Source organism: Pseudomonas sp. RW10S2 (assembly GCF_014268985.1).
Classification (GTDB): domain Bacteria; phylum Pseudomonadota; class Gammaproteobacteria; order Pseudomonadales; family Pseudomonadaceae; genus Aquipseudomonas; species Aquipseudomonas wayambapalatensis.
In genome coordinates, this window is record NZ_JABWRO010000124.1 from 1 (window position 1) to 15,789 (window position 15,789).

Consider the following 15,789-nt stretch of genomic DNA (forward strand, 5'->3'; position numbering starts at 1 on the left):
GAGTGCGGCTGAAGTACGCCTTCATCAACAAGCACTCGACGGATTACCCAGTGCGTCGCCTTTGCCAAACCCTCAAGGTGCATCCCAGCGGCTACTACACTTGGCTGGCCGAGCCTCAATCTGCCCGAGCCAAAGAAGATCAGCGCCTGCTTGGCTTGATCAAGCAGGCCTGGTTAGAAAGCGGCGGCGTGTATGGCTATCGCAAGATTCACGATGACCTGCGAGAGCTAGGAGAGATCTGTGGGCGAAATCGAGTCGGTCGCTTGATGCAGGCAGAGGGGCTGCGTTCGCAAATGGCCGTGTGGCGACGCAAGCCACAGCAGCAAGTGATGATTCACTCAGACCAATGCAGTCAGTTCAGTAGCTCAGATTGGCAAAGCTTCCTGAAAGCCAACAATGTGATCAGTAGCATGAGCCGAAGGGGAAACTGCCACGACAATGCCGTAGCCGAGAGCTTTTTCCAGCTTTTGAAGCGGGAGCGAATCCGACGAAAGATCTACGCGACGCGTGACGAAGCCCGAAGTGATATTTTCGATTACATCGAGATGTTCTATAACCCCAAGCGTCGACACAGCAGTGCTATGCAGCTGTCGCCAGTAGAGTATGAGAAACGCTATTTTCTGAGCTTGGAGAGTGTCTAGTGAACCAGGGGCGATTCAATGAAATCTTTAGTAACTATTACACTTGCCCACAAGCCAATCTCATTCTAAAACCCAAGTACGCAGAAGCTCTAATTAAAACAGGCAAACTCATCGCGCGCTACCCGTTATCTTCTGCCACAGCGACCCCTTTGCTGTCAAAAAAAGATGTACATGACTACATCAAGCCCCTTAAATCCTCAGAAAAATAATTAATTCTCTTAATTTTAGATCTCAAATCTTTGGCATGATTTGGGTGTTACAGTGACTATTTTCGACAAAACTCAGAGAAACTTGACAGTCAACTGTTAAGTCATTTTGGCATTCCTATGTAATTCAAAGGGCTAAATTCACCGTCAGATTGAAAAATGGGGCCGTCGGCCACCACCGGTCGCCCGCCTATTTTTTTCAATCGCCCATAACCCCTGATTTATCGCTGCTTTACCTGCAAAGCGAGGGCCGCCTGCGACTGCCCGTTAAAAAAAAGCTTGTCGTTTTAAACTACGACCAATAGAGTCGTAGTTACTCGGCAAGCGCAGCAGCGCACGCCGAACCTCGACCCAAAACCCTTCGACCCTCTCGCGGAGCCTGTCCATGAATCCACACATCCTGATCATCGGTGCCGGTTTTGCCGGCGTCTGGAGCGCCCTGAGTGCCGCCCGCCTGCTCGACCTCGCCAAGCGTGGCGACATCCACATCAGCGTGCTCGCACCGCAGGCCGAGCTGCGCATCCGCCCGCGCTTCTACGAGGCCGATGTGCACTCGATGAAAGCGCCGCTTGGCGAGCTGTTCGAGGCTGTAGGGGTGAATTTCATCCAGGGCCATGCCCAATCCATCGATGCCGACGCACGCTCGGTCACCTATATCGACGCCAATGGCCAGACCCGCCACCTGGGTTATGACCGCCTGGTGCTGGCCGCCGGCAGCCAGGTCGCCCGCCCCGCCTTACCGGGCCTGGACCAGCACAGCTTCGATGTCGACCAGATGGAGTCGGCGATCAAGCTGGAGCAGCACCTGACCGACCTCGCCAGCCTGCCGGCCTCCCCGGCCCGCGACACCGTGGTGGTGTGCGGCGGCGGTTTCACCGGTATCGAGACCGCCACCGAAATGCCTGCCCGCTTGCGCGCAGTACTCGGCGAGCAGGCCAATATCCGCGTGATCGTGATTGATCGCGGCGCACAGGTCGGCGCAGCCCTCGGTGCAGGCATCACCCCAGCCATCGTTGCCGCCTCGCAGCACGCCGGCGTGCAATGGCTCACCAATGCTTCGGTGATCGCGGTGGATACCGGTGGCGTGACCCTGGACAACGGCGAGTACATCGCCAGCAAGACGGTGATCTGGACCGCAGGCGTCAAGGCCAGCCCGCTGACCGCGCAGATCGCCGGCGAGCGCGATGCCCAGGGCCGCCTGCGCGTCGACGAGCACCTCAAGGTCATCGGTCAGCAGTACATCTACGCCACCGGCGACGTGGCCTGGGCCGCAGTCGATGACCTGGGCAACCACGCGCTGATGACCTGCCAGCATGCCATCCCCATGGGCCGTCACTCGGGCAACAATGCCATGGCCGACCTGCTCGGCGAGGCGCCGGTGGTGTATCGCCAGCCCAAGTACGTCACCTGCCTCGACCTGGGCGACTGGGGCGCGGCGTTCAGCGAAGGTTGGGAACGTGAACTGAAGCTGCAGGGTGACGAAGGCAAGCAGCTCAAGCGCCAGATCAACTCGGTGTGGATCTACCCGCCAGAGGCTGATCGCAGCAAGGCCCTGGCCGCTGCCGATCCAATGATCGCCATCGTTTAAGCGAATGAACCTGACAGATCCGTCAAAAAATGACGGATCTGTTTGTACCTGTAGTTACATTGAATGACTGGTCAATAATAGTGGCACCGTGGCATTATTGACGTCAAAAAACCCACTAAAGTTAAGGATATTGTACTTTCCCGCAGCGCACCGAGACGCCTGGCCCTTTCGCCGGTTCCGGCCCCGCGCCCCAGCGCTTGAAGCCTGCACGCCACATTCAAGGAGTAGCTCCATGCAGTTAAGGAATATGAAGATCGGTATCCGGGCAGCCAGCGTATTTACGCTGCTGGGCGTCCTGGTACTGGTCATGGGCTTGATATCGCTGTACGAAACCCGGCGCATGGACAGCGCCACCGATGAGATCCGTGTCACCTGGATTCCGGCGATCATTTATCTGAACGAGGTCAGCACCAATCTCGGTCGCGCCCGCGCCATGACTCTGCGCAGCGTGATCGAGGAAGACCCCGCCGTCCGCCAGGCAACTCTCGGCCGCATCGGCGAGATCAATGCTTCGCTCGAGGTAGGCATCAAATCCTACGAATCGACCATCATCGAAAAGGACGACCGCGCCCTGTTCGATAACTTCGTCTCCCTCGCCCAGCGCTACCACGGCCTGCAGAAGTCGATCCGCGATGCCGCGGCCAATGGCGACATTGTCGAGGCCAAACGCCTGGTCAACGGCCCGCTGGCCGAATACGCCGACTCGATGATGAAAGCGCTCGGCACCCTGATCCAGTACAACTCCGACGGTGCCGACAAAGCCTCGCAGCGCAGCAGTGACGCCTATGACGAAGCCTTTGCCCTGATCGTGCTGTCGTTGGTGGTGATCATCCTCGCGCTGGTGGCCATCGCCGTGCTGCTGACTCGCAGCATCGTCGTACCGCTGGCCGAAGCCGTGAGCGTCGCCGAGCGCGTGGCCACCGGCGACCTGACCCAGGAAATCCGCATCGTCGGTCGTGACGAGCCGGCGCTGCTGCTGCGGGCCTTGAGCCGCATGCAGGAAAGCCTGCGCGACACCATCCGCAAGATCGCCGCCTCGTCCGACCAACTGGCCTCGGCCTCCGAAGAGCTGCACACCGTCACCGAAGACACCAGCCGCGGCCTGCACCAGCAAAGTGCCGAGATCGACCAGGCCGCCACGGCCGTCAACCAGATGACCGCTGCCGTCGAGGAAGTGGCCAACAACGCGGTCAGCACCGCCGACGCCTCCCAGGGCGCAGACCAGACCACCCGCGATGGCCGCGACCAGGTCAACCAGGCACTGAGCTCGATCCAGCAACTGGTCGAGGACGTCACCGGCACCTCCAGCGAGATCGAACAGCTGGCCAACAGCGCCAACGAAATCAGCCGCGTGCTCGATGTGATCGGCTCGATCGCCGGGCAGACCAACCTGCTGGCGCTCAACGCCGCCATCGAAGCCGCACGGGCCGGTGAGGCCGGGCGTGGTTTTGCCGTGGTCGCCGATGAAGTGCGGGCACTGGCGCACCGGACCCAGCAGTCCACCGCAGAAATCGAACAGATGATCGGGGGTATCCAGACCGGCACCGAGCGCGCCGTGGGCTCTATGCACAGCAGCCAGGGCCGTGCCAGCGGCACCCTGGAGATTGCCCAGGCGGCGGGCCAGGCCCTGGAACTGATTGCCGAGGCGATCGCCGCGATCAACCAGCGCAACCTGGTGATCGCCAGCGCATCCGAAGAGCAGGCCCAGGTGGCGCGTGAGGTGGACCGCAACCTGGTGAACATCCGCGACCTGGCGATGCAGACCTCGGCGGGCGCCAACCAGACCAGCGCTGCGGCGCAGGATCTGTCGCGCCTGGCGGTGGAATTGAACGGGATGGTGGCGCAGTTCAAGGTGTGAACTGAAACACCCGGGGCCGCTTTGCGGCCCTCTTGCCAACCAACTAGTCGCTCACACCGACTGCACGTCCCGCCTTCACCGCCTTGCCGCGAGTCGCCAGGCAATAATAGAGCGGCACCGTCACCAGCAACCCGAACAGCCACGACAGGTCGGCGCCCTCGACGATGTTCGAATACGGCCCCACATACAACGCCGTATTGGCGAACGGCAGTTGCACCAGAATCCCGAACACATAGGCGACGATGGCGTGGTGGTTGAAGCGCCCGTAGATCCCGCCATCGGCGCGGAAGAACGAAGCGATGTCGTATTCGCCCTTCTTGATCAGGTAGAAGTCCACCAGGTTGATCGACGCCCAGGGCACCAGCACCAGCAGCAGTGCCAGGATCAGGCCGATGAACTGGCCGATGAACCCCGCCGAGGCATTCAGCGCCACCAGCCCGCACCCGAGCAGGATCACCGACGCCAGCACTACCCGCACCCGCACGCTCGGCGTCCAGTGAGCGACGAACGTCTGGATCGCGGTGACGATCGACAGCACCGCACCATACAGGTTGAGCGCGTTGTGGCTGATGATATTGAGCAGGAACAGCACCATCAGGATCGGCCCCAGCCAGCCGGTGGCCTGCTTCACCGCATCCATCGCATCAGTACCTTCCGGCACGCACAGCACCGCCACTGCCCCGAAGCTGAAACACAGGATGGTGCCCAGGGTCGCGCCGAAATAGGTCGCCCAGAACGGCTTGGCGATACCGATCTCACGCGGCAGGTAACGCGAATAATCCGAGGTGTAGGGCGAGAAGCTGATCTGCCAGATGGTGCCCAGCGACACCGTGGCAATGAAGCCCGACAGGTTGAAGGCGCCGCGGCTGAAGAAGTCTGCCGGCAGTTCCTGGGCGAACATCATGATGAAGCCGGCCAGCAACGCCGAGCCCATCACCCAGGTACCGATGCGGTTCAGGCTATGAATGAAGCGATAGCCGATCACACCGATGGCCGTAGCGCTCAGGGCACCAATGACGATGGCCGTGGGCATCGGCACGCTCGGGGCGATACCGTGGATCGACTTGCCCGCCAGGACGATGTTGGAAATGAAGAAGCCGACATAGATCAGCGCGGTGAAGAACACGATCAGCAAGGCGCCATAGCGCCCGAACTGGCCGCGGCTCTGCACCATCTGCGGAATGCCCAGCTGCGGTCCCTGCGCAGAGGCCAGGGCGATGACGATCCCGCCCAGCAGATGCCCCATCACGATGGCGACCAGCCCCCACAGCAGGTTCAGGTGGAACACCTGGACCACCATCGCGCCGGTGACGATCGGCAGTGGCGCGATATTGGTGCTGAACCAGAGGGTGAAGAGGTCGCGCGCCTTCCCGTGGCGCTCGGAGGGGGGAACATGATCGACCGTATGATTCTCGACAAACTGGTGTTGCGACGACGGTTGGGACATAGGATTTCAGCTCGAAAGGATCATTTTTATCGTTGTATGGAAACCGCTCGAGGCGGCCTCTCAGCTGAAGACCATATTATGGTATTCCAAACTTTTGACAACACTGCGCCGCGTTTTTTCAGCGCATCTGATCTGCCTTGTGCGCCACTGTGGCGCAGGGCTCTAGTCGTCAAGACCAATGAATACGGGGCCTTTACCGTTCATCGTGTGTTCCGGTGCGTGGAAAATTCTGCTTGCAATATAGGTATTACGGTATACCATCAGACACATCAACGATAAAAAACGCGGACCACCGCACGGCCCTTCGAGGTACACGCCATGATCGACGCAACCGTCTACAAGCACGTCCTGGGTTCCTTCCCGTCCGGCGTCACGGTCATCACCACCCTGGACGACGACGGCTCGGTCGTCGGCCTCACTGCCAGCGCCTTTTCTTCCCTGTCCATGGATCCGCCGCTGGTGCTGTTCTGCCCCAACTACAGCTCCGACTCCTATCCTGTACTGATCAAGCAGAAGCGCTTCGCCATTCATCTGCTGTCCGGCGAACAGCAGGCCGAAGCCTATGCATTCGCCAAAAAAGGCAAGGACAAGGCCAGCGGCATCCAGTGGACCCTGAGCGAGCTGGGCAACCCGCTGCTGGCCGGGGCCACCGCGATCATCGAGTGCGAGTTGTGGCGCGAATACGAAGGCGGCGATCACGCCATCATGGTCGGCAAGGTACACAACCTGATCGTGCCTGAGGACGCCCCACGACCGATGGTCTACTGCCGCGGCAAGATGGCAAGCCTGCCCGCCTTCGCCTGATACCTGCAGTTCGACGCAAGACTCTGTGGGAGCGGGCTCGTCCCGCGATCACCGGCAAAGCCGGTGTCATTCCGGACGCGGCTTGTTTCCCTGTGCCGCGCCGTCCCCACATCGACCACAACAAGCTCCGAGGAAAGCCCCATGAAATTTTCGCTGTTCGTACACATGGAACGTTGGGATGACCAGGTCAGCCACCGCCAGCTGTTCGAAGACCTGACCGAACTGACCCTGATGGCCGAGCACGGCGGTTTCAGCACCGTATGGATCGGCGAACACCACGCCATGGAATACACCATCTCGCCCAGCCCCATGCCGCTGCTGGCCTACCTGGCTGCCCGTACCGAGACCATTCGCCTGGGCGCCGGCACCATCATCGCGCCGTTCTGGAATCCGATCCGCGTGGCGGGCGAATGCGCCCTGCTCGATGTGATCAGCAACGGCCGCATGGAAGTGGGCCTGGCCCGCGGCGCCTACCAGTTCGAGTTCGACCGCATGGCCGGTGGCATGCCCGCCACCGACGGTGGCAAGGCCCTGCGCGAGATGGTCCCGGCGGTTCGCGCCCTGTGGCAGGGCGACTACGCCCATGAAGGCGAGGTGTACAACTTCCCCACCTCTACCAGCGTGCCCAAGCCAGTGCAGCACGGCATGCCACCGATGTGGATCGCCGCCCGTGACCCGGACTCGCACAACTTCGCGGTCAAGCATGGCTGCAATGTCATGGTCACCCCGCTGATGAAGGGTGACGAAGAGGTGCTGGACCTGAAGAACAAGTTCCAGGCCGCCCTGGACAACAACCCAGACGTGCCGCGCCCGCAACTGATGGTGCTGCGCCACACCCACGTGCACAGCCCGGCCGAGCCTGATGGCTGGAAGATCGGCGCCCAGGCGATCTCGCGCTTCTATCGCACCTTCGATGCCTGGTTCGGTAACAAGACCACCCCGGTCAACGGATTCCTGGAGCCCAGCCCCGAGTCCAAGTTCGCCGAGGTGCCGGCGTTCGCGCTGGAGAACATCCGCAAGAACACCATGATCGGCACCCCCGAAGAGATCATCGCGCGGATCAAGTACTACCAGGAGCTTGGCGTCGACGAGTTCAGCTTCTGGTGTGACAACAGCCTGCCGCACGAAGAGAAACGCAAATCGCTGGAGCTGTTCATCAAGGAAGTGGTGCCTGCGTTCAGCTGAATGCCTTTTGTCTGATTGATTGCGGGAACGGCCCGCTCCTGCGTGCGGGGGTGGGCATTTTTTTGCCTGTAGCAGCCCTCTCGCGCCCTGCAGAAGCGGACTTGCCCGCGATAGGGCCCTAACCGGCAACCGTACAAGAGAAATTCAGCATTCCTCTTGCACATCCAATATTATGGTATACCATCAGACAACAAAGCCTGATAACCCAAAAATCCAGGAGCCCCCCATGAGTTTCGAAATCCGCAAGATCGTCACCTACTCCGAAGAAACACGCATCGAAGGCGGCAAGGCCACCGACAAACCCGTGACCATGGTCGGCCTGGCCGTAGTAATCAAGAACCCATGGGCTGGCCGTGGTTTCGTCGAAGACCTCAAGCCGGAAATCCGCGCCAACTGCTCCGAACTGGGTGCGCTGATGGTCGAGCGCCTGACCGCCGCCATCGGCGGGGCCGACAAGATCGAGGCATACGGCAAGGCGGCCGTGGTCGGTGCCGAGGGTGAGATCGAGCACGCGTCGGCGGTGATCCACACCCTGCGCTTTGGCAACCACTACCGTGAAGCGGTCCAGGCCAAGAGCTACCTGAGCTTCACCAACAAGCGCGGCGGCCCGGGCACCTCGATCCAGATCCCGATGATGCAGAAGGACGACGAAGGCCTGCGCTCGCACTACATCACCCTGGAAATGCAGATCGAAGACGCCCCGCGCGCCGACGAGATCGTCGTGGTCCTGGGCGCCTCCGACGGCGGCCGCCTGCACCCGCGCATCGGCAACCGCTACATCGACCTGGAAGAACTGGCTGCCGAGAAAGCCAACGCTCAATAACAATAAGCAGACAGGCCGGAGCCAAGCGTCACGGCACCGGCCTTTCAAGGAGCGCCATCCATGATTCAGCCTGTCGCTGAACGTACACCTGCCGGGACCAGCTACCTGAGCCTCGGCCAGGGCCAACCCGTGGTGCTGATCCACGGCGTGGGCCTGAACAAGGAAATGTGGGGTGGCCAGTTCGTCGGCCTGTCCACCGACTACCGGGTCATCGCCTACGACATGCTCGGCCATGGCCAGAGCGCGCTGCCCGCGCCGGACACCGACCTGCAAGGCTACGCCACCCAGCTCGCCGAACTGCTCGACCACCTGCAGATCCCCCAGGCCACCGTCATCGGCTTCTCCATGGGCGGACTGGTCGCGCGCGCCTTCGCCCTGCACTACCCGCAGCGGCTGTCGGCACTGGTCGTGCTCAACAGCGTGTTCAACCGCAGCCCCGAGCAGAGCGCCGGTGTCATCGCCCGCGCCGCGCAGGCTGCCGAGCTTGGTCCGGACGCCAACGTCGACGCGGCGCTGGACCGTTGGTTCAGCCGCGAGTACAAGGCGGCCAACCCGGCCCAGGTCGCGGCCATCCGCCAGGTGCTGGCCAGCAACGACCCCCAGGGCTACCACACCACCTATTCGCTGTTCGCCACCCAGGACATGTACCGCGAAGCGGACTTGGGCAGCATCCAGGTGCCAACGCTGATCGCCACCGGCGAACTCGATTCCGGCTCCACCCCGGCCATGACCCGCCAGCTCGCCGCGCGCATTCCCGGCGCCCGCAGCGTGGTCCTGCCCGAACAACGGCATATGATGCCCGTTGAGGCTCCGCGCGAAGTCAACCGCATGCTGCTGGACTTCCTGAGCCAAGCCCGCACCCTCACCGAATCCGCCAAGGGGATAGTTGCATGACCCTCGTTCGTTTCCAGATGTGCATCGACGGCCAGTGGCGCGATGCCCAGAGCGGCAAGACCTTCGACAGCCTCGACCCGGCCACCGCCCAGCCCTGGGCACAATTGCCCGACGCCGGCGAGCAGGACGTCGAGCTGGCGGTACAGGCCGCCCAGCGTGCCTTCGACAGCAAGGCCTGGCGCGGGCTCACCGCCACCGCACGGGGCAAGCTGCTGCGCCGCCTGGGTGACCTGATCGCCGAGAACAAGGAGCACCTGGCCCAGCTCGAAAGCCGCGACAACGGCAAGCTGATCCGCGAGACCCGCGGCCAGGTCGGCTACCTGCCGGAGTTCTTCCACTACACCGCAGGCCTTGCCGACAAGCTCGAAGGCGGCACCCTGCCGCTGGACAAGCCCGACCTGTTCGCCTACACCGTGCACGAGCCCATCGGCGTGGTGGCGGGCATCATTCCGTGGAACAGCCCGCTGTACCTCACCGCGATCAAGCTCGCCCCGGCCCTGGCTGCGGGCAACACCATCGTGCTCAAACCCTCCGAGCATGCGTCTGCCACTATCCTGGAGCTGGCCCGCCTGGCGCTGGAAGCCGGCTTCCCGGCGGGCGTGGTCAACGTGGTCACCGGCTACGGCCCAAGCACCGGTGCTGCGCTCACCCGTCATCCGCTGGTACGCAAGATCGCCTTCACCGGCGGCGCCGCCACAGCCCGCCATGTGGTGCGCAGCAGCGCCGAGAACTTCGCCAAGCTGTCGCTGGAGCTGGGCGGCAAGTCGCCGAACATCATCTTCGCCGACGCCGACCTGGAAAGCGCCATCAATGGCGCAGTGGCCGGCATCTATGCCGCCTCCGGGCAAAGCTGCGTGGCCGGCTCGCGCCTGCTGGTGCAGGACGAGATCTTCGACGAGTTCGTCGAGCGCCTGATCGAGCGGGCCAAGCGCATCCGCATCGGCAACCCGCAGGACGATGCCAGTGAGATGGGCCCGATGGCCACCGCCCAGCAACTGGCCGTGGTCGAAGGTCTGGTCGCTGCGGCCAAGGCCGAGGGCGCCAAGCTGCGCCTGGGTGGCAAGCGCGCCGAGGTCGAAGGCGACGGCTGGTTCTACGAGCCGACCCTGTTCGAGTGCGACAGCAACTCGATGACCATCATGCAGGAAGAAGTATTCGGCCCGGTCGCCGCGGTGATCCGCTTCAAGACCGAGGAAGAAGCGCTGGCCATGGCCAACGACTCGCAGTTCGGCCTGGCCGCCGGCATCTGGACCCGCGACCTGGGCCGCGCCCATCGCCTGGCGCGCGACGTGCGCTCGGGGATCATCTGGGTCAACACCTACCGCGCGGTCTCGGCCATGGCGCCGATCGGTGGTTTCAAGAACAGCGGCTACGGCCGCGAGAGCGGCATCGATTCGGTGCTGGCCTATACCGAGCTGAAGACCGTGTGGATCAACCTGTCCACGGCGCCGATGCCCGATCCGTTTGTGATGCGTTGAGAAGGAGCACGAGATGATCGAACCTGGCATCTACAAAGACGTGATGGGCTCCTTCCCATCCGGCGTGACCGTGGTCACCACGCTCGATGGCGATGGCGGCATCGTCGGCATCACCGCCAGCGCCTTCAGCGCGCTGTCGATCGAGCCGGCGCTGGTGCTGTTCTGCCCCAACTACGCCTCCGACACCTACCCGATACTGCGCGACAGCAAGCAGTTCGCCATTCACCTGCTGTCGGCCGACCAGACCGCCGAGGCCTACGCCTTTGCAGGTAAAGGCAAGGACAAGGCCAAAGGCATCGACTGGCACCTGAGCGAGCTGGGCAACCCGCTGCTGGCCAAGGCCACGGCGATCATCGAGTGCGAATTGTGGCGCGAGTACGACGGCGGCGATCACGCGATCATCGTCGGTGCGGTGAAAAACCTGGTGCTGCCGGCCGAGCCGGTGACGCCGATGGTCTATCACAAGGGCAAGCTGGGTGCCCTGCCCTCGCTGGGCTGATAGACCGCGCGGGCTGCTTCGCGGGTAAACCCGCTCCCACAGGGACTGCACAGGGTTCAGAATTTGTGCGATCCCTGTAGAAGCGGGTTTACCCGCGAAGAAGCCCACGCCGATGACCCTGTTTTTTGGGGCCGCGCTAATCGTCTCACCCTCGGTTGCGGCCCCTGTTTTCATTCGGAGCACTGCAATGAGCAATGAAAAGTACGAGAAGGGTTTGCAGATCCGCACCCAGGTACTGGGCGAGGACTACGTCAACCGCTCCATCCAGAACGCCGACGACTTCACCAAGCCACTCCAGGAGCTGGTCACCGAGTATTGCTGGGGCCATGTCTGGGGCCGCGACGGCTTATCGCTCAAAGAGCGCAGCATGATAAACTTGGCGATGATTTCCGCCCTCAACCGGCCCCACGAGCTCAAGCTGCATATCCGCGGCGCCTTGCGCAATGGCCTGAGCCGTGAACAGATTCGCGAAATCCTGCTCCAGGTCGGCATTTATTGCGGCGTGCCCGCGGCGGTGGACAGCTTCCGCCTGGCCCGCGAAGCGTTCGCCGAAGCCGATGCGGAGCCAACCCGTTAACAGCGGGCTGTTCGAACCACTGCAAGGAGCGCCTGGGTTCGGGGCACTCCGACGTTGGCGCAACAGCCTCATAAAGAGCGCACCTGATGAAACGCCAGCCACTCGACGACAGCTTCAAGGTCAACCGCAACCCCGTCACGCTCCGCGAAATCGTGCTCGACAAGCTGCGCGGGGCGATCATGAACTTCCACCTGCTGCCGGGCGACCGTCTGGTCGAGCGCGACCTGTGCGACCGTCTCGGCGTCAGCCGTACCTCGGTGCGTGAAGCCCTGCGCCACCTCGAGTCCGAGGGCCTGGTGGAGTTCGCCGATGCCAAGGGCCCGCGCGTGGCCATCATCACCCTGGAAGACGCCCGCGACATCTACGAGCTGCGCTGCGTGCTCGAAGGCCTGATCGTCCAGCTGTTCACCCTCAATGCCAAAGCCAAGGACATCCGCGCCCTGGAGCGCGCCCTGGACGTGAACCGCGAAGCGCTGGAGGAAGGCGAACTGCAGCAGGTGCTCGATTCGGTACAGGGCTTCTACGATGTGCTGCTCGAAGGCTCCGGCAACCACGTCGCCGCCACCCAGCTGCGTCAGTTGCAGGCCCGTATCAGCTATCTGCGCGCCACCTCGGTCTCGCAGGAAAACCGCCGCGGCGCCAGCAACCGTGAAATGGAGAAGATGGTCGAGGCCATCAAGAGCGGCGACCCGCTGGCCGCTCACCAGGCGTCGGTCGACCATGTACGCGCCGCCGCCAAGGTAGCACTGGAATACCTGCGCCAGAAGCAGGACGACAATGCCAAGGTCCGCGACATGGTCGAGCCCCTGGCGCTGAAGGATCCACGCATTTAACCCCCACACAGGCCACCGATCATGCCCAACGCCCCGCGCTACTGCCCGCACTGCACCACGGCACTGGACCGGGGCGTTCCCAGCGGCGACACCCACGAGCGCCTGCACTGCCCCGCCTGCGGCTATATCCACTACATCAATCCGAAGATCATCGCCGGCTGCATCATCGAACGCGACGGCAAGTACCTGCTGTGCCAGCGTGCCATCCCGCCACGCCCCGGGACCTGGACCCTGCCTGCAGGCTTCATGGAGGCCGGCGAAACCACCGAGCAAGCGGCGCTGCGCGAAGTCTGGGAAGAAACCGGCGTACGCGCCGACATCGTCTCGCCTTACTCGATCTTCAGCGTGCCGCAGATCAGCGAGGTGTACATCATCTTCCGCGCCATCGCCAGCGAAGAGACGGGCCAGTTCGGCCCCGAGACCCTCGACTATCGTTTCTTCGCGCCCGAGGACATTCCCTGGGACGCAATCTACTACCCGGCGATCCGCCAGATCCTCGAACGCTACATCCTCGAACGCCAGGCCGGGGTGTATGGCATCTACATGGGCAATGACGACACCGGCAAAGTGCACTTCATTCGCTGAGCAGGCCCGCGCCTGTCGCGCAACGGCCCGGCACCCAAACAACCCCACAAATTTCTCGCCAGCCCGACATTCTCGGTGCAACCTATCCCTTCCATGCAAACGAAGCGGCAAACCTCATGGCGAAATGGCTGGAAGGCGGCGGGCTCATGGCCGAACGCATCCGCAATCACGACTGGGCGAAAACGCCCCTGGGCCCACTGGATGCCTGGCCCGACGTGCTCAAGACGACCGTGGCCTTGTGCCTGGCCTCGCGCTTCCCGCAAGCAGTGCTGTGGGGTAATGACCTGATCACCCTGCACAACGACGCCTTCAGCGAAATCCTCGGCGGCAAGCCCCCAGCCCTCGGTCGGCCCTTCAGCCACGTCTGGCATGAAGCCTGGAACGATATCGGCGCCATGGCCCGCCGCGCCCTGGGCGGCGAGGCGGTATACATCGAAGACTTCCCGCTGGTCATCGACCGCCACAACGGGCCGGAGCGTGCCTACTTCACGTTCTGCTACAGCCCGATCCGCGACCAGGACGGCCAGATCGTCGGCATGCTCGACACTGTCACCGAAACCACGGCCAGCGTGGTCGCCAACCACCGCCTGAACTTCCTCGACGACCTCGGCCGCGCCGTGGCCAACGCCACCGACCCGGACCGGATCCTGGCCATCACCACCCGCAAGCTGGGCGAACACCTGCGTCTGTCGAGCTGCGCCTACGCCGTGATGGAGCCCGATCAGGACGGCTTCACCATCTGCGGCGACTGGGTCACGCCCGGCTCGCCACGCCTGCTCGGCCAGTACCATCTCGCCGACTTCGGCCGCCTCGCCGTGCAGCGCCTGCGCGCGGGGCTGACGCTGGTGATCAACGACAACCTAAGCGAGCTCGAACCGCAGGAGGCCGCGACCTTCCAGGCCATCGGCATCACGGCGACCATCTGCATGCCGCTGATCAAGGATGGGCGCCTGACGGCGTTGATGGCCATCCATGACAAGCAGCCGCGTGTCTGGACCGGCTACGAACAGGCGCTGATCAGCGAAGTCACCGAACGCAGTTGGGCGCACATCCAGCGGGTTCAGGCACACGCCGAAGTACACGAAGCGGTGCAGGCGCTCGAGTCGCTCAACGTTACCCTTGAGCAGCGTGTCGAAGAACGTACCGCACAGTTGCTGCACACCGAGGCCGTGCTGCGTCAGGCCCAGAAGCTCGAAGCCATCGGCCAGCTCACCGGGGGCGTCGCCCACGACTTCAACAACCTGCTGACCATCATCCGCTCATCGCTGCATTTCCTGCAGCGCCCGGACCTCGACGACAGCCGCCGCCAGCGCTACCTCAAGACCGTCTCAGACACCGTCGATCGCGGTGCCAAGCTCACTGGCCAACTGCTCGCTTTCGCGCGTCGCCAGGCCCTGAGCCCGCAAGTGTTCGAAGTCGGGCCGCAGTTGGCGGCGATGGCCGAAATGCTAGACACCGCTACCGGCGCACGGATCCAGGTCAAACTTGAGCTGCCCGACACGCCCTGCCATATCCGCGCCGACCTCGGCCAGTTGGAAACGGCGGTGATCAACCTGATGATCAACGGCCGCGACGCCATGAGCGGCGAAGGCACGCTGCGCCTGCACCTGCAGCCTGACCAGGTGATGCCGGGGCAACGTGGGCAAGCGGGGCAGCCGGGCGTGTTCGCGGCGATCTCGGTGATCGACAGCGGCGTCGGGATCGCCCACGAACTGCTGGAGCGCATCTTCGACCCATTCTTCACCACCAAGCCCTCGGGCCACGGCACGGGCCTGGGCCTTTCGCAGGTGTTCGGCTTCGTCAAGCAGTCCGGCGGCGATGTGCAGGTCACCAGCGTGCCAGGCCAGGGCACCACCTTCACCCTGTACCTGCCTCAGGTCCCGACACCGGAAGCTGAACAAAGCCTCGCCAGCGCGGCAAACGCATCGATCGACAGCCGGCCACGGCGCATCCTGGTGGTGGAGGATAACCGCGACGTCGGCAGCTTTACCGCGCAGATTCTCAAGGACCATGGCTACCAGATCAGCTGGGCGACCAGTGCCGAGGATGCACTGGCGCAGTTGCACATGACACCACGGGGCTTCGATGTGGTGTTTTCCGACGTGGTAATGCCCGGCATGGGAGGCCTGGCTCTGGCCCGGGAACTGCGCCGCACCAGGCCGCAACTGCCGGTGATCCTCACCTCCGGCTACAGTGATGCCATTGCCGAAGGCGGCCACCAGGGCTTCGCCTTCCTGGCCAAGCCATATTCGGCCGAGCAGGTGTGCCAGTTGCTGGACAAAGTGCTGACACAACACCTGTAACGGCCTTGCACCCTGTCCGTTGGATCTGTGAGAGCTGGATCTGTAGGAGCGGGCTTGCCCGCGAAAAG

General features: G+C 63.0%; 14 protein-coding genes. 13 read left to right on the plus strand and 1 reads right to left on the minus strand.

Going from position 1 to position 15,789, the window contains the following annotated elements; all coding sequences use genetic code 11:
• The 3 genes from HU729_RS21540 to HU729_RS21550 all read left to right on the plus strand — a co-directional run.
• On the plus strand, positions 1 to 641 hold a 641-nt coding region (locus tag HU729_RS21540), incomplete at its 5' end, for an IS3 family transposase (RefSeq protein ID WP_186711502.1).
• A gap of 591 nt (positions 642 to 1,232) precedes the next feature.
• Positions 1,233 to 2,435, plus strand: a complete 1,203-nt coding sequence (locus HU729_RS21545; protein ID WP_186669150.1) for an NAD(P)/FAD-dependent oxidoreductase — start codon at positions 1,233 to 1,235, stop codon at positions 2,433 to 2,435.
• A 232-nt stretch (positions 2,436 to 2,667) separates the two neighbouring features.
• Complete coding sequence (locus HU729_RS21550; RefSeq protein WP_186669148.1) at positions 2,668 to 4,293, plus strand: methyl-accepting chemotaxis protein; 1,626 nt, start codon at positions 2,668 to 2,670, stop codon at positions 4,291 to 4,293.
• 43 nt (positions 4,294 to 4,336) lie between these two features.
• Here the strand turns inward: HU729_RS21550 and HU729_RS21555 are convergent, their stop codons facing one another.
• Positions 4,337 to 5,740 carry a cytosine permease gene (locus HU729_RS21555; RefSeq protein WP_186711503.1) on the minus strand — a complete coding sequence of 468 codons (1,404 nt, stop codon included), beginning with the start codon at positions 5,738 to 5,740 and terminating at the stop codon, positions 4,337 to 4,339.
• Between the two features lie 318 nt (positions 5,741 to 6,058).
• On the opposite strand from HU729_RS21555, the gene HU729_RS21560 reads away from it, so the two are divergent.
• The 10 genes from HU729_RS21560 to HU729_RS21605 all read left to right on the plus strand — a co-directional run bounded on the left by HU729_RS21560 (position 6,059) and on the right by HU729_RS21605 (position 15,721).
• Positions 6,059 to 6,544, plus strand: a complete 486-nt coding sequence (locus HU729_RS21560) for a flavin reductase family protein (RefSeq protein WP_186669144.1) — start codon at positions 6,059 to 6,061, stop codon at positions 6,542 to 6,544.
• A 141-nt stretch (positions 6,545 to 6,685) separates the two neighbouring features.
• Positions 6,686 to 7,729, plus strand: a complete 1,044-nt coding sequence (locus tag HU729_RS21565) for an LLM class flavin-dependent oxidoreductase (protein WP_186669143.1) — start codon at positions 6,686 to 6,688, stop codon at positions 7,727 to 7,729.
• A 226-nt stretch (positions 7,730 to 7,955) separates the two neighbouring features.
• Positions 7,956 to 8,552 (plus strand): amino acid synthesis family protein, encoded by a 597-nt coding sequence (locus HU729_RS21570; protein WP_054892016.1) that lies wholly within the window; start codon positions 7,956 to 7,958, stop codon positions 8,550 to 8,552.
• Between the two features lie 60 nt (positions 8,553 to 8,612).
• Positions 8,613 to 9,446, plus strand: a complete 834-nt coding sequence (locus HU729_RS21575) for an alpha/beta fold hydrolase (RefSeq protein WP_153772754.1) — start codon at positions 8,613 to 8,615, stop codon at positions 9,444 to 9,446.
• A complete protein-coding gene (locus HU729_RS21580) occupies positions 9,443 to 10,924 on the plus strand; it encodes an aldehyde dehydrogenase (RefSeq protein ID WP_186711504.1) in 1,482 nt (493 codons plus the stop codon). Before HU729_RS21575 ends, HU729_RS21580 begins: the two co-directional genes overlap by 4 nt.
• 13 nt (positions 10,925 to 10,937) lie before the next feature.
• Positions 10,938 to 11,423, plus strand: a complete 486-nt coding sequence (locus HU729_RS21585; protein ID WP_065862551.1) for a flavin reductase family protein — start codon at positions 10,938 to 10,940, stop codon at positions 11,421 to 11,423.
• Between the two features lie 187 nt (positions 11,424 to 11,610).
• Positions 11,611 to 12,000 (plus strand): carboxymuconolactone decarboxylase family protein, encoded by a 390-nt coding sequence (locus HU729_RS21590; protein WP_054892020.1) that lies wholly within the window; start codon positions 11,611 to 11,613, stop codon positions 11,998 to 12,000.
• 86 nt (positions 12,001 to 12,086) lie between these two features.
• On the plus strand, positions 12,087 to 12,833 hold the full coding sequence (locus HU729_RS21595) for a GntR family transcriptional regulator (protein WP_186711505.1): 747 nt from the start codon (positions 12,087 to 12,089) through the stop codon (positions 12,831 to 12,833).
• 21 nt (positions 12,834 to 12,854) lie between these two features.
• Positions 12,855 to 13,418 carry an NUDIX hydrolase gene (locus HU729_RS21600; RefSeq protein ID WP_186711506.1) on the plus strand — a complete coding sequence of 188 codons (564 nt, stop codon included), beginning with the start codon at positions 12,855 to 12,857 and terminating at the stop codon, positions 13,416 to 13,418.
• A gap of 116 nt (positions 13,419 to 13,534) precedes the next feature.
• On the plus strand, positions 13,535 to 15,721 hold the full coding sequence (locus HU729_RS21605) for an ATP-binding protein (protein ID WP_186711507.1): 2,187 nt from the start codon (positions 13,535 to 13,537) through the stop codon (positions 15,719 to 15,721).
• The last annotated feature ends 68 nt before the right edge of the window (positions 15,722 to 15,789 follow it).